We start from the raw sequence: 19,966 nt of genomic DNA on the forward strand, positions 1-19,966 counted from the left end.
TTCGAGGTCATTATGCACTATCTTGCCGGTCGCCCGTTTCCACTCGGCAGCCAATTAACCCGACTAAACGGTAAACAAGGGGTGAACTTTGCCCTTTTTTCACGACAAGCTACTGCCGTTGAACTCGCCATTTTTACCGAAAACGGCGAACAACGTTTCCCAATGGTGAAAACCGAAGAGATTTGGCATATCTTCATTGAGGGCTTAGCGGTAGGCTGTCTTTACGGCTACCGTGTAAGCGGAGAAACGGACGAGCAACAGGGTAACTTATTCAACCCGCAAAAATTATTGGTTGATCCCTATGCTTTACAAATTATCGGGCAACCTGATTTGGCAACGCCAGAGGCTCGCCAATGGTTTTTATGGAATGATACACGAGATAATGCCCATTTAGCGCCAAAATCGGTGGTGGTCGATCAACACAGATTTGACTGGCAAAACGAAGAGAGACCTTTCACCCCGTGGGCAAAAACGATTATTTACGAAACGCACGTCAAAGGGTTTAGCAAGCAGAACCCTGATGTGCCGGCAGCTATCGCCGGTACTTTTGCCGGAATGGCACACCCTGCCTCGATTGCGCATTTGAAGCGACTCGGCATTACGGCGGTGGAACTGCAACCGATTAGCTATCATATTGATGAACCGCACTTGCAGGCTTTGGGGCTGAAAAATTATTGGGGCTATAACGTATTGGGGCATTTTGCCGTTGATCCGAGCCTTGCCTATGATCAGACCAATCCGCTTGATGAATTTAAACAGATGGTCAAAACCTTGCACCAAGCGGGTATTGAGGTGATTTTAGATGTGGTCTTTAATCACACTGCCGAAGCCGGCAAAGACGGTCCGATGCTCTGCCAGCGGGGTATTGATAACCAAGCCTATTATTGGCTGAACGAAGCACGGGACTATTTTAACTGGTCGGGCTGCGGCAACACCTTAAATATTTCAGATTTGGCGGTACTACGTTGGGTCATTGATTGCCTCCGCTATTGGGTGGAAACGTGCCATATTGACGGTTTTCGGTTTGATCTCGGCGCAACGTTAGGGCGAACGCCAACCTTTTCCGAACATTCCGCCTTTTTTACCGCCCTTGCCAGCCATTCCGCTCTTGCTCACGTCAAATGGATTGCCGAGCCTTGGGATATTGGTTGGCACGGCTATCAACTCGGTGCATTTCCCAAACCGTTTGCGGAATGGAACGACCGCTACCGTGATGAGATGAAACGCTTTTTTCTGACCTCACACGGCGATTTGGGGCAGTTTGTCCGCCGCTTTGCCGGTAGCGATGATCTTTTCGCCCATAACCGCCGCCCTGCGAGCAGTATCAATTACATTACCGCACACGATGGTTTTACGCTACAAGATCTCGTCAGCTATAACGAAAAACATAACTGGGCAAACGGGGAAGATAATCGGGACGGACATCATAACAACATCAGCTACAATCACGGTGTTGAAGGCGAAACGGACGATCCCGCTATTCTTGCCGGACGCAACGCCAGCCGCCGAGCCTTGCTTGCCACACTGTTACTCTCCGGCGGCACGCCGATGCTTTTAGGCGGCGATGAAATGGGCAACAGCCAACAGGGCAATAATAACAGCTATTGCCAAGATAATGAAATCACTTGGCTGGATTGGCAAAACGCCGATCAGGATCTGATTGAGTATGTTGCCAAACTGATCCATATTCGCAAACAAATCCCGTTGCTTTCTGACGACAATCAATGGTGGGGGGCGGACAAAGTGCAGTGGCTACGCCCTGACGGCGAACCGATACAGTTTAACGATTGGCACGACCATTCCACCAAAGCCATTCAAATTTTAATGGAAGATCAATGGCTGATTTTGATTAACGCCAAAACGACACCACAACGCTTTTTATTGCCTAAGGGGGAATGGGACAACCAATTAGGCATAGAAAACAAGGCTCTGATGACTGATACGCTAGCGGTTACTCTGGATACTCTCGGGGTATGCGTACTTCAACGGAAACACATATAACCCAATTTGGAGATAACAATATGCTAAAACAGGAAGCATTCACCGACAGACGCAATTTAACCGCACAAACCCTTGTTTTAATCCTAGCCGGCGGGCGTGGCTCTCGCTTGTATGAATTAACGGACAAACGTGCCAAACCGGCAGTCTATTTTGGCGGCAGCCGCCGTATTATCGATTTCGCCCTCTCTAACTGTATCAACTCAAACCTGTTAAAAGTCGGCGTGATTACCCAATACGCCGCCCACTCGCTGTTGCGCCACTTGCAACGGGGTTGGTCGTTCCTGCCTTATGAGCGTAATCAATATATTGATATGCTGCCGGCACGTCAGCAAATTGACGAAAATACTTGGTATCGTGGCACGGCGGATGCGGTTTATCAAAATATGGAAATGATGAAATCCCACTACCGCCCAAAATATGTGATTATTCTTGCCGGCGACCATATCTACAAAATGAACTACAACAAAATGTTGGAAGATCACGTTGATTCCGGTGCGAGATGTACCGTTGGCTGTATTGAAGTCCCGCGTGAGCAAGCGAGCGAATTTGGCGTAATGGCGGTAAATGAAAAACTGAAAGTGCAAGCCTTTGTGGAAAAACCGACAAACCCGCCGGCAATGCCGGATAAACCGGATTCCGCCCTTGCGTCAATGGGGATTTATGTCTTTGATGCCGATTACCTATACGAAATGCTTGAACAAGAAGTCTCTAATCCCGATACAAGCCACGACTTCGGTAAAGATATTATCCCGAAAGCCGTTGAACAGGGCGTTATTTATGCTCACCCGTTCGAGCGATCTTGCGAAGGACGCAACACCACCGGATCAATCTACTGGCGTGATGTCGGCACAATCGATAGCTACTGGTCGGCGCATATGGATTTAGTCAGCGAAACGCCGCAACTCGATCTCTATGATGAATCTTGGCCGATTCACGGTCGCCCGCAGCAAACCGCACCGGCTCGGTTTTTCTACAAAAAAGCCCGTGCGCATACCCTTGATAACTCACTTATCGCCGGCGGCTGTGTGATTACCGATGCGGAAATCAGCAGTTCCGTTCTATTTAATCGGGTTATTGTGAATGAAGACAGCATTATTGAGGAATCCGTTATTTTACCACAGGTGCATATCGGCAAAAATTGCGTGATTAAACGTGCCGTGATCGATCGCCACTGTACCTTGCCGGACGGCTTAACTATTGGTGTTGATCCTGAACAAGATGCAAAATATTTCCGTATCAGCAAAGGCGGTATCGTGCTAGTGTGCCAAAAAATGCTCGACAAACTGGCAAAAGATCAAGCACAACAAGCATAATCTAACGAATACAAGCGGTGTATTTTGCCGAAATTATTGCAAAAAAACGCTCGCAACCCACCGCTTGTAAAGGGTATTATGCGTAAATTACAGGGACAGTAAGCTCTTTTAATGACACAACATAGGTTAAACCTCAATGAAAATTTTACATATTTGCTCGGAGATGTACCCGCTGATCAAAACCGGCGGATTGGCTGATGTAATGGGTGCATTACCGTATGCTCAACAACAGGCGGGCAATGATGTCCGAGTATTGCTGCCATACTATCCGCAGGTTGCCGAAAAACTGGGGGAAACGGTGGAAGTTACCACGCTCGGTACGTTCGCCGGTATTATCACTCTGCGTTTTGCCCATTTTAACGGATTAGGGGTGTATGTTATTGATGCCCCGCATCTCTTTAACCGCCGTCTGCCCTATTATGACGATAATTACCAAGACTACACCGATAATTACAGACGTTTTGCTCTGCTCGGCTACCTCGGTGCACAGCTCGCCGAAGGGTTGGATCATTGGTGGGGACGGGCAGAGATTTTACACGCTCACGACTGGCAGGGCGGGCTTGCGTGTGCCTATCTCAAAAGCTGGCACAGTCCGGTAAAAAGCGTATTTACTATTCATAACATTGCTTATCCGGGGAGGTTTCAAGCCTACCACCTAGCCGAACTCGGCTTACCGTGGGAATTTTTTCACCCGAACGGCTTAGAGTTTTACGGTGAAATCTCTTATCTCAAAGCCGGCTTATATTTTGCCGACCGTATCACCACCGTCAGCCCGACCTACGCCCTTGAAATTACCGAGCAGATCGCCGGTGGCGGAATGCACGGCTTATTGCAAATCCGCCAAGCCGAAGGCAGATTATGGGGGATTTTAAACGGTGTAGATGATACGGTGTGGAATCCGGACTGCGACCCCCATATCGTCGCCCATTTCCGTGCCAACTATATGCGAGGCAAAGCCAAAAATAAAAGCGAACTACAACGTTACTTCGGCTTACCGGAGCGTAAAGAAGCGTTATTGTTCGTAATGGTTACTCGTCTCACCGAGCAAAAGGGCGCAGATTTCCTGCTGGCGAAAATAGATGAAATGATGCAACAAGAGGTGCAACTGATCGTACTGGGCAGCGGCTCCCCCGATTTGGAGAACGCCTTACGCGCCGCTCAAGCCCGTTATTCACAGCAAATCGGGGTGAAAATCGGCTATGACGAAGCGCTTTCCCACCAAATCATTGCCGGCGGCGATGTCATTTTAGTACCGAGCCGTTTTGAACCTTGCGGATTAACGCAATTGTACGGTTTGAAATACGGGACTTTGCCGCTCGTTCGCCGCACCGGCGGGTTAGCCGATACGGTAAACGACAGCCACAAAGAAAATATCGAACGCCGCAGTGCAACGGGCTTTGTGTTTGATTCCCCCGATGCTAACAGCTTTTTCGATGCCGTCAGCAGAGCGATCAGCCTGTGGCAAAAAAACAAACTGTGGTCGAATGTGCGTCAAAATGCCCTTGCCCAAGATTTCGGTTGGGCGAAAGTTGCAGAGCAGTATCAAACGCTCTATCAGGAGATTGTCTAACGCCAGACAAGCGGTTGGATTTGCCCAAAATGCCGATGTTATACGCAAAATGGATATGCAAATATCACTGTAAGGTAAGGATGTCGGTTAGCATCCGTTCATAACATCGCATAATATAAAGATCTGATTAAACGGACGCCGGCGTGGCGTCCCTACTGTAAATCTTTCCCCCTATATTACGAAAGAGGGAAAATCAATCCCCTCTTTCGTAAAGAGGAAAACCAAGTCCTCCTTTGAAAAAGGGGAATTTAGGGGGATTTAGGGGGATTTTAAAAATCCAATCTAATCAAAACGGTCGCAAGCCTTGTATCCCTATGATTTAAATCCTCCTCCCCCTCTTTCGTAAAGAGTAAAAACCAAGTCCCCCTTTGAAAAAGGGGGATTTAAAAATCCAATCTAATCAAAACGGACACAAGTATTACGTCCAATATTTTGCGTACTACTACCTCATCTTGCAAAAAAATTCACAAAATCTGACCGCTTGAGTAGGTTTGATAATTTACAACCGCTTGCCATATCTGTATAATCCGCTCGCAATTTTTCCCCATTCATCTTTTAGTTAAGGAACTATTGCAAATGTCATTACGTGTGATTAAAGAAGCACTCACCTTTGATGATGTCCTTCTTGTCCCTGCTCATTCCACCGTGCTACCCAATACAGCCGACCTTTCCACCCAGCTCACTAAAACCATTCGCTTGAATATTCCGATGCTGTCTGCGGCAATGGATACGGTAACGGAAACCAAATTGGCGATTTCCCTTGCTCAAGAGGGCGGTATCGGTTTTATTCATAAAAATATGTCGATTGAACGCCAAGCGGATCGAGTGCGCAAAGTGAAAAAATTTGAAAGCGGTATTGTGTCCGAACCGGTAACCGTTTCCCCAACACTAACACTGGCGGATTTAGCGCAAATCGTGAAGAAAAACGGCTTTGCCGGCTATCCGGTGGTGGACGAACAAGATAACTTAGTCGGCATTATTACCGGCCGTGATACCCGTTTCGTGTCGGATCTCACCAAGACCGTTGCCGACTTTATGACCCCAAAAGATCGCCTCGTTACCGTGAAAGAAAATGCGACCCGTGAGGAAATCTTCCGCTTAATGCACGAACACCGTGTCGAAAAAGTGTTAGTCGTGAATGATGACTTTAAATTGAAAGGAATGATTACCCTCAAAGATTACCAAAAAGCCGAAAGCAAACCGAATGCATGTAAAGATGAATTTGGTCGCTTGCGTGTCGGGGCGGCAGTCGGTGCAGGGGCTGGCAACGAAGAACGGATTGATGCGTTGGTCAAAGCCGGCGTGGATATTTTGTTGATCGACTCGTCCCACGGACATTCCGAAGGGGTGTTGCAACGTGTGCGTGAAACCCGTGCTAAATATCCAGATTTGCCGATTGTGGCAGGTAATGTGGCAACTGCTGAAGGAGCGATTGCCCTTGCCGATGCAGGCGCAAGTGCGGTCAAAATTGGGATTGGGCCGGGGTCAATCTGCACCACCCGCATTGTAACCGGCGTGGGCGTACCGCAGATCACCGCCATCGCCGATGCTTCCGCTGCCTTAAAAGAACGTGGCATTCCGGTTATCGCAGACGGCGGTATCCGCTACTCCGGCGATATTGCCAAAGCCATTGCCGCCGGCGCAAGCTGCGTGATGGTCGGCTCAATGTTTGCCGGCACGGAAGAAGCACCGGGCGAAATCGAGCTTTACCAAGGCAGAGCGTTCAAATCTTATCGTGGAATGGGCTCATTAGGCGCAATGTCAAAAGGCTCAAGCGATCGCTATTTCCAATCGGATAATGCCGCCGATAAACTCGTGCCGGAAGGCATTGAAGGGCGTATCCCTTACAAAGGCTATCTGAAAGAAATTATCCATCAGCAAATGGGCGGTTTACGTTCTTGTATGGGCTTAACCGGTTGTGCCACCATTGACGATTTACGCACCAAAGCGCAATTTGTCCGTATCAGCGGCGCGGGTATCAAAGAGAGCCACGTCCACGATGTAACCATTACCAAAGAAGCGCCAAATTATCGAATGAGCTAATCGTTCTGCTTGCAGGCAAAACTTGCAAGCGGTCGTTTTCTCGGCAATATTTGTAAAATGAATGACGGACGCACTCTGTGCGTCCTGCTTTAACCCAATGAAATACCATTATTTTTTTCTTTTTGCATTTTTCTGCGCGTTACTGACCGCTTGCGGCAGCCCGCAATTTCGGCAGGTGGATTTAAACCCCGAATTCTATCAAGGTTATTGGGCGATGAACCCGATCGGCGAGCTTTACCGTGTGCTTAAATTTCACCCAAACGGCAGCGTAAAAGTCTATGATTACCAGTGCGAAGGTTCGGCAAGTTATCGGTTAAACGAAACGGAAACCTACCATCTCCGTAAAATAAAACCCAATATATTCAACCTGTTAGATAATCAACATAACGCCTTTGCGACATTTGAAATTGTGCGGGTGAACCCTCAGCAACTTCACGCAAAACAGCAATTTTTAGATAAAAGCGTTGAACCAAACAGCTACCAACTACGCTACCGTCATCAAGTTGGCGCAAAACCGATGTGTAATCAATAACAAGCGGTGGCATTCCACCACTTTTTTGCAAATACAAATGGCATTATTAACACGAATTAGCAATAAAATTAATCGAGCGTTTCGCTACCTTATTAACTATCAAAATCGAAAACGCTTAACCAATTTTAACCCGACAATTATTGCCAGTAATTGTACGGGCGGCTTTATTGCGCACGATTTACATCTACGCTTCAATTCTCCGTTTGTGAATTTATATCTAACGCCAAACGACTTTATCCGTTATTTAAACAATATTGGCGTTTACCGATATCAACCCTTAACCTTTATTCAAACGGATAAACCTTACCCGGTCGGCAAACTGGGCGATATTACTCTCCATTTTATGCACTATGCCAATAATGAGGAAGCCACGCAAAAATGGCAACAACGCACAGCACGAATGGATTTGGATAATTTATTTATTATAATGACGGAACGGGACGGTTGCAGCTATCAAGATCTCGTTGAATTTGATAAACTCCCCTTTAAACATAAAGTGGTATTTACCCATAAGCCCTACCCCGAAATTCGCAGTGCGTTTTATATTCAAGGGTTTGAAAATCAGCAATGCGTAGGGAATTTGTTTGACTATATAGGTATTTTCGGAAAACGATATTATGATCGGTTTGATTATGTCGGGTGGTTCAACCGTTAAACCAAGCTAATTTATATGAGTAAAATATTTAGTATTAAAAATAAGGCATCATTTTGGGGCTTTAAAAAAGCCAAAATAATGAAAATTAGTGAAATATTGTCTTTAATTGATGATTTAAGTGTATATGACTTACCATATGATCCTGATAATTCAAAGTCATACTTAATTAAATCCTTAAATGAATTTGAGGGTATTCAAGTCGGAGTTGAAGGCGTAAGCAGTAGGACCTTTGAGCTATCCTACAATCAAGAAACTGAATGCTATGATATAAGAGTTTTTACTCCAAGTACTAGAGCTGATTGGCATATTGCTATTCATTTTATGCAAAACTTAGCTATGAAATTACAAAATAATATTATTGATGAAGATAATATTACTTATTTAGCTGATAATATCAATTATGACTATGAATGGGATATTAGAACAGGCATTGCATATTTACTAGATTCAGATCACAAAGAATCAACAATTTTTGGTATACATCATCCATTCTGTCCAAGTTATGAGCAAATAGACAAAATCAGATTTTCTAAAGACCAAATCAAAACGTTTGAGGAACTATTTTATGAAAATCAATATGTAGAAGCGTATTTTGCTAAACAAATGTTCTACAAAGATGAACATAATATAATTGGAACTTATTCCCTTACTCAAGAGACGCCAACTATTTTACCTTACAACGCAGAAGTCGAATTTTCAAATCTATCTTCTATAAAAAATGATGAAATTAGCGATTGGTTTATATCCATAGTTATTTTTAAAGATCCGGATAATATTGATACTTTTGAAGTTATTGGAAAACTGCACTATGCGAAATTTATTGAGAAATTACCTAAAGAAAAATATCGTTACATAGATCAAAAATATATTCTAGTTGATGGATTAACTCAAACAGAGTTAAAGAATTTACTTTAAATGTAGAGAAACAAAATGAACAACATTCACCAACATAAAATTTTAATCTTGGACTTCGGTTCACAATATACGCAACTGATTGCCCGCCGTGTGCGTGAAATTGGGGTGTACTGCGAGCTTTGGGCGTGGGACGTAACGGAAGCGGATATCCGTGAGTTTAACCCGACGGGCATTATTCTGTCCGGCGGGCCTGAAAGCACCACCGAAGCAAACAGCCCTCGTGCGCCGGAATATGTCTTCAACGCCAGTGTGCCGGTACTCGGCATCTGCTACGGTATGCAAACAATGGCGATGCAGCTCGGCGGTTTAACCGAAACGTCCGATCACCGTGAATTTGGCTATGCCGCCGTCTCCTTAGAAAATTCAACCGCTCTTTTTGCAAAATTAAACGATGATCTGACCGCTTCCGCACCTAAATTAGATGTTTGGATGAGCCACGGCGACAAAGTTACCTGCCTACCTGCCGATTTCCAAATTACCGGTACAACGCCAACCTGCCCGATTGCGGCAATGTCGGACGAAAACCGCCGCTTCTACGGGGTACAATTCCACCCTGAAGTTACTCATACCAAAAGCGGTTTGGACTTGCTGAAAAACTTCGTGGTTGATATTTGTGGTTGCGAAACCAAATGGACGGCAGAAAACATCATTGAAGATGCGGTCGCCCGCATCAAAGCCCAAGTTGGCGATGACGAAGTGATTTTAGGTTTATCGGGCGGAGTGGACTCCTCTGTTACCGCATTATTATTGCACCGCGCAATCGGCAAAAACCTGCACTGTGTATTTGTCGATAACGGCTTATTACGCCTCAACGAAACACAGCAAGTAATGGAAATGTTCGGCGACAAATTCGGTTTAAACATTATTCACGTCAATGCTGAAGATCGTTTCTTGGGCGAACTTGCCGGTGTGAGCGATCCGGAAGCCAAACGCAAAGTTATCGGCAAAGTGTTTGTCGATGTGTTTGATGATGAATCGAAAAAACTTACCAATGTCAAATGGTTAGCCCAAGGCACGATTTATCCGGATGTGATTGAATCCGCCGCCAGCAAAACCGGAAAAGCACACGTTATCAAATCTCACCACAATGTCGGCGGTTTACCAGATTATATGAAACTTGGCTTGGTTGAACCGCTGCGTGAACTTTTCAAAGATGAAGTACGCAAAATAGGCTTAGCGCTCGGTTTACCGGCAGAAATGCTCAACCGCCACCCGTTCCCCGGCCCCGGCTTAGGCGTGCGGGTACTCGGCGAAGTGAAGAAAGAGTACTGCGATTTACTGCGTAAAGCCGACGCGATTTTTATCGAAGAACTCTACAATTCCGGCTGGTATTACAAAGTGAGCCAAGCCTTTACCGTATTTCTACCGGTGAAATCAGTCGGCGTAATGGGCGACGGACGCAAATATGATTGGGTAGTATCCCTACGAGCTGTCGAAACTATCGACTTTATGACCGCACATTGGGCACACTTACCCTATGATTTGCTCGGCAAAATCTCAAACCGCATTATCAATGAAGTCAACGGCATTTCCCGTGTCGTCTATGATGTTTCGGGCAAACCGCCTGCAACTATCGAGTGGGAATAAAAACGCCGTATTGCATAGCGGTTCAATTTATTTCAAACATAGCTCAAAGCCCTGTGATTGCAGGGTTTTTCTATTTCTCCTTATTCGTGTTAGTTTAGGGGCTATATCTAGATCAAATTACTTCCTATAGCAACAGATTTTGGATAAATATTATTGTTCTCATCGAATCTATCGGTATTTAGAAAAAGCTCCTAAATCTTTTTTTTTAACTCTCCACAAAATAAATATTTGAACCTTATTATTGATACCAACTTTTTCATTGTAATTTTGGTGCTATACTATTTATTGATAACCTCTCAACTAAAGTGGTTTGTCATTACATTTTTTAAACAGAAAAAGATATTTACTACAAAAAAACTAATCACCTAAAAGAAAAAGGCTGTATAATTCAATAAATTATTTGTGACTATCGCTGGGGATTACTCAATACTCCAACACAAATGTGTCGATATCATTTTAATTTCAATGAGAGCATTAAGAAAAAATATCAAGTTCGCACTGGAAGATAATTAAAAATGGAGCTGTAGTAGATTAGCCCTAAATATCACTCCATTTGCGTAACGTGTTTAGTTGTGCTTTTGGTGCCCCAAAGTTAAACCGAAATTCACATTCCTTCAAGAATAACGGGAAGTTTTTTCGGTTTATTCCGTTGTATTTTCGCAGTACACGTTTCGCCTGACTCCAAAAATTTTCAATACCATTAATGTGATTTTTCACGCTCAACAAAAATCTCTGAACGGTTGATTCTTTCGTGCTGAAATTCGCTGACATCTAATGTATCGTAACTGCGATAAGTATCGGTATAAACCCGACTATTAGGCTTGGTTTTCCTTGTCATAACAGGCATTAGCGTTTCTGCTTTGGTATTTTAACCACAATGGTAAACACCTTTCCTTGATGGTTTAGTCAGCCAAAAACTGCGACTTTTCCAGCTGCTCTCCGACCTCTTATACCTTTGCGATGACCACCGAAATAACTCTCATCAGCCTCAATTTTGCCCTCGAAAATGTCTTGTTCTCAAGGGTGGGATGATATGCGATGACGAGCCTAATCTTGTGGTAAAACAATGACGCAGTATTCGGTTGAATGTCAAGCAAATTAGCCGCTGTTCTTGCCGTCACTTCTGCAACAAAAAATTCGAGCCGTCTTAGCTGAATTTTTTCTTTAATTTACAGTGAGTTATCTTCATTTTTGTAGTATGGCACCCTTGCTAATCTACTACAGCCCCTTAAAAATTATAATGAAAACGTTAAAACCGGTTCAAAAAATGAATTTTATTTAAGAATTTACAACTGGAAAATAGAGAATAAAGCCTTTTGGAGTAACGAACATAAAACCGAATGATAAGGGAAAGTATCCTTATAAACATCAAATGTAAGAAGTACTTTAGCAAGTATTAAACGTTATTTTGAATATATTTTCATTTACGAAGAATATTCTAAGTTAAATATCAATAAGACCATAAATAGAATAGAAGGGTTATTTAAATAACTTAAGGACAAGCTACGCCTACACAGCAGTTTAACGAGAAAATATAATACATTGTTTATGCAGAATCTTTTGAGTAGAAAGAGTTGCTAAGAACTATTAAGAATAGTCATTAGCAATTCTTTTATCCTAAGATTATTTTTTATAAGAGTTCAGATTACACTTAACTATATTGGAAATAATGATTTAGGAATTGGTGCCAGTGGTCGGACTCGAACCGACACGCTTATTCAGCGGCGGATTTTGAATCCGCTACGTCTACCAATTTCGTCACACTGGCTAATTTGGAATGTCTTAAAAACGGAATGAATTATAGAGAGCTTCGTTTGGGTATGCAAGCTAAAATCACTGAAAAAATCGTTGTTTGCCGTTATTTTCAACGGTTTATAGATAGATTCCCGCCAATATAGCAAAGAAAATGCCCATTCCGACATAATGGTTATTTAGAAAGGCTTTGAAGCAGGCATCTCTTTCTCGCTGTTTGGTTAATTTGCATTGATAGATAAATAGTGTCGCTGTGCAAGCGAGTACGATGAAGTAAGCGGTAGAAAATTGGCTGATTTTACCAAAAACGGTTAATAAAATGAGCGTAATAAGCTGTAATAAGGCGATGATTTTATTATCGTATTGCGCAAATAAGATGGCGGTAGATTTTACCCCAATGCGAAGATCGTCGTCCCGATCGACCATTGCGTATTGGGTATCGTAGGCCACCGTCCACGCGAGATTGGCGAAAAAGAGTAGCCAGCATTCTAGGGGAAGTTGCTCGCTGACTGCACCGAATGCCATTGGTATCGACCAGCCGAATGCCATTCCTAAGACAAACTGCGGCAGGTGGGTGTAGCGTTTCATAAAAGGGTAAACAGTTGCCAGCCCAACGGCGATAATTGACAGCCCAATCGTGTAGAAATTGAGCTGCAAGACTAACAAAAATGCGATAGCAATCAGGAGGATAAATAATGCCTTTGCTTCATTTGGGCGAATGCGACCTGTTGCAAGCGGGCGTTGGGCGGTGCGTTTTACGCTACCGTCAATATGGCGATCGGCATAATCGTTGATTACACAACCGGCAGCACGCATTACGATAACGCCCAGTACGAAAATCAGTAAAATAGAGAGAGACGGTAGTCCGTTGCTAGCGCTAAATAATGCCCACAGTGTCGGCCAAAGCAATAAGAATGTGCCGATGGGTTTGTCTAAGCGCATTAGTTGGGCGTAAGCTCGCCATTTATCAGAGGAAAAAAACGTCATTACGGGCAACAAATATTAATATTCACATCGCTGTTTGCCAAAAGGTTGGCGATTTCGAGCGGGAGCATTTTATCGGTAAATAGGTAGTTGATTTCACGCAGATTACCTAAGCGGACGATCGCATTACGGTTAAATTTAGAGTGATCGGTTACTAAAATAACGTTGCGGGCATTTCGCATCAATGCCCGTTTCACTTGTACCTCGTGGTAATCATAGTCCATCATTGAGCCGTCCGGCTCAACGGCACTGATGCCGAGAATGCAGAAATCCAAACGGAATTGGTTGATAAAATTCACGGTCGCTTCGCCGATAATGCCACCGTCAAAGCGTAATCCGCCACCGGCAATGGTGATTTGGAAATCTTCTTTTTGCATCAGAATATGGGCGGCATTGAGATTATTGGTAACAATGCGGAGATTTTGGTGCTCAAGTAGTGCGCCGGCAACCGCTTCCGGCGTGGTGCCGATGTCGATAAACAGAGATGAGCCGTTTGGAATCATTTTGGCGACATTCTGGGCGATAGTCTTTTTTTGCAAGAAAAAAAACTGTTTACGATCACTATAATCGCTGTTTTCACTGCTGGACGGCAGTGCCGCACCGCCGTGATGGCGGCGAATCATATTATTTTCCGCCAGTTCGTTTAGATCTCGGCGGATCGTTTGCGAGCTGACCCCCAGTTCATTGACGAGCAGTTCCGTGCTGACATAACCGAGCTGCGTAACCAGTTCAATAATCTTTTGATGCCGAATCGACTGTTTCATTCCGATGTTCCAATTCGATGATTTGCAAAATATTTCCTAAAACCGACCGCTTGCAAGCGGTCAGTTTTCAGCAAGATTTTACAGTTTGTCCACTAATTCAACCGCATAGCCGATATAGCTTGCCGGTGTCATCTGTTTTAAACGTGTTTTTTCGTTTTCCGGTAAGGCTAAGCCGTCAATAAATTGACGCATCGCTTCACCATCTACCCGTTTACCGCGGGTTAATTCTTTCAGTTTTTCATACGGTTTTTCAATGCCGTAACGGCGCATTACGGTTTGGATCGGCTCGGCTAAGACTTCCCAGTTTTGATCCAATTCATCTAGCAAATGTTGCTCGTTCACTTCAAGTTTGCTGATGCCTTTGAGGGTTGCCGCATATGCGATGAGTGCATAGCCTAAGCCTACGCCTAGATTGCGTAGCACCGTGGAGTCGGTTAAATCGCGTTGCCAGCGGGAGATCGGCAATTTCGCCCCTAAATGCGCCATTACGGCGTTTGCTAAACCCAAATTGCCTTCGGAGTTTTCAAAGTCGATCGGATTAACTTTATGCGGCATTGTACTTGAGCCGATTTCACCGGCAATCGTCCGTTGTTTGAAATGGTTAAGTGCGATATAGCCCCACATATCACGGTCGAAATCAATCAAAATGGTGTTAAAACGTGCCACGCAGTCAAAAAATTCGGCAATATAGTCGTGCGGTTCAATTTGTGTGGTGTACGGATTCCAGGTTACCCCTAATGACGTGATAAATTCTTGGCTGAAGGTGTGCCAGTCAATATCCGGATAGGCGGATAAATGGGCATTGTAGTTGCCGACCGCACCATTGATTTTGGCGAGAATATCAAGATTTTCCAGTTGTTTATATTGACGTTTTAACCGGTAAGCAACGTTTGCCATCTCTTTACCGAGGGTAGTCGGGCTTGCCGGCTGACCGTGGGTTCGGGAAAGTAACGGCATTTGTTTATAGCGGTTTGCCAATTCCTCAATAGCGGCGATCAATTTTTGCCATTCCGGTAATAGGACGTCTTCACGGGCGGTTTTGAGCATTAGGGCGTGTGAGGTGTTGTTAATATCTTCAGAGGTGCAGGCAAAGTGGATAAATTCACTGATTTTGGCTAACTCCGACAGCGTTTCACTTTTTTCTTTTAAAAAATACTCGACGGCTTTGACATCGTGGTTGGTGGTACGCTCAATCGTTTTAATCCGTTCGGCATCTGCCATCGAAAAATTGGCAACGATTTGATCTAAGTAATCGTTTGCCTGTTGGGATAAATGCGGTACTTCCTGAATTTGTGCGTGTGCCGCCAATTTTTGTAGCCAACGCACTTCTACGGTAACACGGAATTTTAATAAGCCAAATTCGCTGAAAATCGAGCGTAAGGCAGCCGCTTTATCTTGATAACGACCGTCAATCGGGGATAATGCAGTTAAAGCATTAAGTTGCATAGAAAAGTCTCCAGTTATAACGAGGAATATAAAGATTGAGTTGCAGTGAGAATTTTTTTACGGCAAAAGAGAAATTGCCAGCGGCTGCCGCCGACTTGCTGCCATAAAATAGCGGCACGGATACCGGCGAGTAGGGCGGCTCGCACCCGATGTTGAATATCCGGACGGGAAAGATAATCCTGCGCACCGATTACGTGAATTTTTGAACCGAGCGGGCTGATGATGTCGCTATAGGCAGCGGCGATATTGGCGATCATCTGTTCGTGCAGAATATCGCCGTCATAGAGAGCTAATTGCCGTTCTAATTGTTGTAAACGCTGCGCCAACGCCGATTTTGCCGTGGCATTTTTAGCCAGTTTCTGACTTAACGCTAAGATACTGATCCAATACCGCCCGATTTCCGTGTCCAACTTGCCCTGTTTCGCCCCAAATTGAGATAACAGCGTTTCAAAACCGACTTTCAACGAGCCGATACCGCCGAATACGGCTTCAGTCGATTCCGGTTGCGTGATCAACAAACTCCGTAACGAATGCCCGAAGATCTCACGATCCGCCGTGCCTTTGTGGGCAAATTGTTGCACTAACGCAGCCGTTTGACAAACCCCCGCTAATGCAATGGAAATATCCTGATAATGTGCCATTTTCCAAATCAAGTCATTTTGCAAAAAATTGCGTGGGAATATAGCATAAAAAGGCAAGATTGAGAATGTTTAGCGGGCAATCCTACCAATTTGCAAATTTTAGCAATTTCGCTTGTATTTCCGAAATCCGCCCCCATAATGGGCTAATTCAATTTAGGAGAGCGATAAAATGGCAAGAAAAAAGAAACCAATTGAGCTACCGTTACTACCACTTAGAGATGTGGTGGTCTTTCCGTTTATGGTAATGCCACTGTTTGTCGGGCGGGATAAATCTATCCAAGCCTTGCGTGCCGCAATGGAATCCAATAAGCAATTATTGTTAGTCACGCAAAAAGACCCGAATAATGAAGATCCGACAACGGATGATTTATACCATACCGGTGTGATTGCCAACATTATCCAAATGCTAAACCTGCCGGACGGCACGGTCAAAGTGCTGGTCGAAGGGCAAACCCGTGCCAACATTGAACATATTCACGATGATGAAAACGGTTTTTGGGCGGGCGTTACGGCGTTAGTCTCCGACTATCAAGATGACAATGAAGAATTGAAAGCGATTGCGAAAGCGACACTGACCGAGTTTGAAAATTACATCAAAACCAATAAAAAAGTACCAGCGGAAATTCTGCCTAAATTGCAAAAAATTCAATTTGAAGACCGCTTGGCAGACACAATGGCAGCAAATTTGGTGGTCTCCGTCAAACAAAAGCAAGCCTTGTTGGAAGAGATTAACCTGATCAAACGTTTTGAAGCCTTGTTAGTCGCAATGGCAACGGAGATGGATACCCTCGAAACCGAAAGCCGTATCCGCAACCGTGTCAAACAGCAGATGGAAAAAAATCAGCGGGATTATTACCTCAACGAGCAGATCAAAGCGATTCAAAAAGAGCTGGGTAACGGTGAAGATGTTGAGCAGAGTGAATTAGATAAGCTCAAAGAAAAAATTACCGAGGCAAAACTGCCGCAAGAGGTGCAGGAGAAAATCGACAGCGAGTTTAAAAAGCTCAAAGCAATGCCACAAAGCTCATCGGAAGCGACCGTAGTGCGGGGTTATATCGACTGGATTTTACAAATGCCGTGGCACAAGCGCTCGGTTGTTAAGAAAAATTTGCAAAAAGCGCAGGAAGTGCTGGATAAAGACCATTACGGGCTTGAGCGTGTCAAAGAGCGGATTTTGGAATACCTTGCGGTGCAAAGCCGTCTGAATAAACTGAAAGGGCCGATCCTCTGTTTAGTCGGGCCACCGGGGGTGGGGAAAACCTCGCTCGGTCAATCCATTGCCAATGCTACGGGCAGAAAATATGTGCGAATGGCGTTGGGCGGTGTGCGTGATGAAGCGGAAATCCGCGGTCATCGTCGCACCTACATCGGTTCAATGCCGGGGCAACTGATGATGAAAATGGCGAAAGCCGGCGTAAAAAACCCACTCTTTTTGCTTGATGAGATCGACAAAATGGCACAGGATATGCGGGGCGATCCGGCTTCAGCATTGTTAGAAGTGCTTGATCCGGAACAGAACAAAGCCTTTAACGACCATTATTTAGAGGTGGATTACGATCTCTCCGATGTGATGTTTGTGGCAACGTCCAATTCAATGAATATACCGCCGGCATTGCTAGACCGTATGGAAGTGATCCGTCTTTCCGGCTATACGGAAGATGAAAAAATGCACATCGCCAAAGAGCATCTAGTCGCCAAACAGCAAGAGAATAATGGCTTGAAAGCCGGTGAATTGACGATTGAAGATAGTGCGATTTTAGGCATTATCCGTTATTACACCCGTGAAGCGGGCGTGCGGAATTTAGAGCGTGAAATTGCTAAAATTTGTCGCAAAGCGGTGAAAGCGTTAGTGTTAGATAAAACCTGCAAAGCGATTACCGTTAATGAAACAAACCTTGCCGATTATCTGGGGGTGAGACGTTTTGACTACGGCAAAATGGATAACCAAAATCGTATCGGTGAAGTAACCGGTTTAGCGTGGACGGAAGTGGGTGGTGATCTGCTGACCATTGAAACCGCCTCGGTGATCGGCAAAGGCAAATTTGCTTATACCGGCTCGCTTGGTGATGTGATGAAAGAGTCGATCCAAGCGGCAATGGTTGTGGTACGTTCCCGTGCGGAAAAATTGGGCATTGCACCGGATTTCTATGAAAAACGGGATATTCACGTTCACGTACCGGAAGGGGCGACCCCGAAAGACGGCCCGAGCGCAGGGATTGCAATGTGTACCGCTTTAGTATCCAGTCTGACAGGCAATCCGGTGCGTGCCGATGTGGCAATGACCGGTGAAATTACCCTGCGTGGTAAAGTATTGGCAATCGGCGGCTTAAAAGAGAAGCTATTGGCGGCACACCGTGGTGGCATCAAGACCGTGATTATTCCGAAAGAAAATGAAAAAGATCTGGAGGAAATCCCTGAAAATGCGAAGCAGGCTTTAGCGATTTATCCGGTCGAAACTATTGACGAAGTATTGGCAATCGCCCTTGAAAATGCACCGCAGGGCATTGACATTGTACCGAACGGACAAAAAAGCACGATTAAGGTGAAAAAAACCAAATCGGCTAGTGTGCAGTAAATTAAAAGGGACGTAAAAACGTCCCTTCTTTTTTGTAAAAAATAGGCAAAATCACACCGCTTGCAGCAAATTAGTCGCTAATTGCCTTCGCTGTTATGGCGTAAATGCCCAAATTGGCTAGTTCAATCTATGCCCATACCAATGAAAACCGATGTCTTTCGGGGATTAGGAAAGGGACGCCGATTTGGTATCCCTACTTATGAGTAAAATTCAATTTTGTATCGCTACATAAGAGAATGAATGTTTTCATCAAATACCGTCTCATTTACCTCTTGAGGCGGGTTATCGCACAACCAATTTGCAAGGCGGGCATAATCCGCCAAACTTAAATTTTCCGCCCGCGCATTCAGGTCGATATTGAGAGCGGTTAATTGCTCGGCAGTAAAGAGTGTCGAAAGCGCATTGCGCAGGGTTTTACGCCGCTGGTTAAAGGCTTGAGTGGTAACACGATTGAGCCAGTAGATATCTTTTACCGGATGCGGTAGGGTTGGGTAAGGCACTAAGCGCACTACGGCAGAATCCACTTTCGGCGCAGGTTTGAACGCATTTGGCGGCACTTCCAACACCGGCATTACTTGGCAATAATATTGTGCCATAATCGTCAGCCTGCTGTATGCTTTACTATTTGGCGCAGCACACAGGCGTTTGACCACCTCTTTTTGCAACATAAAGTGCATATCCTCAATTAAATCGTGGAAAGTCAAAAGGTGGAACATCAATGGAGTGGAAATATTATAGGGTAAATTGCCAAATACTCTTACCCGCTTGTCTTGTTCGGTCAGTTTCAGGCTGTCAAAATAATCACGGAAGTTAAAACGTAGCGCATCTTGCTCAATGACGGTGAGTTTTTGATGTAAAAAAGGGTGATGACGTAGGCGTTCGGCGAGATCCCGGTCGAGTTCTACCACCGTGAGATGATCGATTAAATCGGCAACCGGCTCGGTGAGCGCGCCTAAGCCCGGCCCGATTTCCAGTAAAAATTGATCGCTTTTCGGGGCAATCGCCGCCACGATATTGTGAATCACATTTTGATCGTGGAGAAAGTTTTGCCCGAAGCGTTTACGGGCGGTATGTCCCAAGTGTTTTTTTGAATTTGAACTCATTGTTTGTCCTGACAAGCGGTAGATTACCGCCGTTTTTTTGCAAATTGAATAACGCAAAGAACCCCGCAAGCGCGAGGTTCTTATT

14 protein-coding genes, 1 tRNA gene and 1 pseudogene are annotated in these 19,966 nt (G+C 44.7%); 9 read left to right on the forward strand and 7 right to left on the reverse strand.

The annotated features are described in order from the left end of the window. Positions 1-12 precede the first annotated feature (12 nt). The 8 genes from glgX to guaA all read left to right on the forward strand — a co-directional run bounded on the left by glgX (position 13) and on the right by guaA (position 10,616). A complete protein-coding gene (glgX, locus tag E4T80_RS02675) occupies positions 13-2,001 on the forward strand; it encodes a glycogen debranching protein GlgX (RefSeq protein ID WP_135054703.1) in 1,989 nt (662 codons plus the stop codon). Between the two features lie 20 nt (positions 2,002-2,021). Continuing rightward, positions 2,022-3,314 (forward strand): glucose-1-phosphate adenylyltransferase, encoded by a 1,293-nt coding sequence (glgC, locus tag E4T80_RS02680; RefSeq protein ID WP_135054705.1) that lies wholly within the window; start codon positions 2,022-2,024, stop codon positions 3,312-3,314. A 136-nt stretch (positions 3,315-3,450) separates the two neighbouring features. Continuing rightward, entirely contained in the window at positions 3,451-4,884 is a 1,434-nt protein-coding gene (gene glgA / locus E4T80_RS02685; RefSeq protein WP_135054707.1) for a glycogen synthase GlgA, read from the forward strand. Positions 4,885-5,460: 576 nt separating this feature from the next. Continuing rightward, a complete protein-coding gene (guaB, locus tag E4T80_RS02690) occupies positions 5,461-6,927 on the forward strand; it encodes an IMP dehydrogenase (RefSeq protein WP_135054709.1) in 1,467 nt (488 codons plus the stop codon). 61 nt (positions 6,928-6,988) lie between these two features. Then, entirely contained in the window at positions 6,989-7,459 is a 471-nt protein-coding gene (locus E4T80_RS02695) for a hypothetical protein (protein ID WP_135054711.1), read from the forward strand. Positions 7,460-7,496: 37 nt separating this feature from the next. After that, positions 7,497-8,114, forward strand: a complete 618-nt coding sequence (locus tag E4T80_RS02700; protein ID WP_135054713.1) for a DUF1919 domain-containing protein — start codon at positions 7,497-7,499, stop codon at positions 8,112-8,114. A 15-nt stretch (positions 8,115-8,129) separates the two neighbouring features. After that, entirely contained in the window at positions 8,130-9,029 is a 900-nt protein-coding gene (locus E4T80_RS02705) for a DUF4299 family protein (RefSeq protein WP_135054715.1), read from the forward strand. 15 nt (positions 9,030-9,044) lie between these two features. Then, positions 9,045-10,616 (forward strand): glutamine-hydrolyzing GMP synthase, encoded by a 1,572-nt coding sequence (gene guaA / locus E4T80_RS02710; RefSeq protein ID WP_135054717.1) that lies wholly within the window; start codon positions 9,045-9,047, stop codon positions 10,614-10,616. Positions 10,617-11,153: 537 nt separating this feature from the next. On the opposite strand, the pseudogene E4T80_RS02715 reads toward guaA, so the two are convergent. From E4T80_RS02715 to hflD, 6 genes and pseudogenes are all read right to left on the reverse strand, one after another. Then, positions 11,154-11,805 (reverse strand): annotated as a pseudogene (locus tag E4T80_RS02715) (IS1595 family transposase). 493 nt (positions 11,806-12,298) lie between these two features. Beyond that, positions 12,299-12,384 (reverse strand) — tRNA-Leu (locus E4T80_RS02720). A gap of 104 nt (positions 12,385-12,488) precedes the next feature. Beyond that, positions 12,489-13,355 carry a 4-hydroxybenzoate octaprenyltransferase gene (ubiA, locus tag E4T80_RS02725; protein WP_135054719.1) on the reverse strand — a complete coding sequence of 289 codons (867 nt, stop codon included), beginning with the start codon at positions 13,353-13,355 and terminating at the stop codon, positions 12,489-12,491. After that, positions 13,355-14,116: a DeoR/GlpR family transcriptional regulator gene (locus tag E4T80_RS02730; RefSeq protein WP_135054721.1), complete on the reverse strand. Its 762-nt coding sequence runs from the start codon at positions 14,114-14,116 to the stop codon at positions 13,355-13,357. The genes ubiA and E4T80_RS02730 overlap by 1 nt, the downstream gene beginning before the upstream one ends. Before the next feature lie 78 nt (positions 14,117-14,194). Next, positions 14,195-15,562 (reverse strand): adenylosuccinate lyase, encoded by a 1,368-nt coding sequence (purB, locus tag E4T80_RS02735; protein ID WP_135054723.1) that lies wholly within the window; start codon positions 15,560-15,562, stop codon positions 14,195-14,197. Between the two features lie 14 nt (positions 15,563-15,576). Further along, complete coding sequence (hflD, locus tag E4T80_RS02740; RefSeq protein ID WP_135054725.1) at positions 15,577-16,203, reverse strand: high frequency lysogenization protein HflD; 627 nt, start codon at positions 16,201-16,203, stop codon at positions 15,577-15,579. Positions 16,204-16,372: 169 nt separating this feature from the next. On the opposite strand from hflD, the gene lon reads away from it, so the two are divergent. Then, positions 16,373-18,778: an endopeptidase La gene (gene lon, locus E4T80_RS02745; RefSeq protein WP_135054727.1), complete on the forward strand. Its 2,406-nt coding sequence runs from the start codon at positions 16,373-16,375 to the stop codon at positions 18,776-18,778. 224 nt (positions 18,779-19,002) lie between these two features. On the opposite strand, the gene rsmA is transcribed toward lon, so the two are convergent. After that, positions 19,003-19,881, reverse strand: coding sequence for a 16S rRNA (adenine(1518)-N(6)/adenine(1519)-N(6))-dimethyltransferase RsmA (rsmA, locus tag E4T80_RS02750; RefSeq protein ID WP_135054729.1), 879 nt, complete (start codon positions 19,879-19,881; stop codon positions 19,003-19,005). Positions 19,882-19,966 lie beyond the last annotated feature (85 nt).

Source organism: Muribacter muris, from assembly GCF_004569585.1.
Classification (GTDB): Bacteria; Pseudomonadota; Gammaproteobacteria; order Enterobacterales; family Pasteurellaceae; genus Muribacter; species Muribacter muris.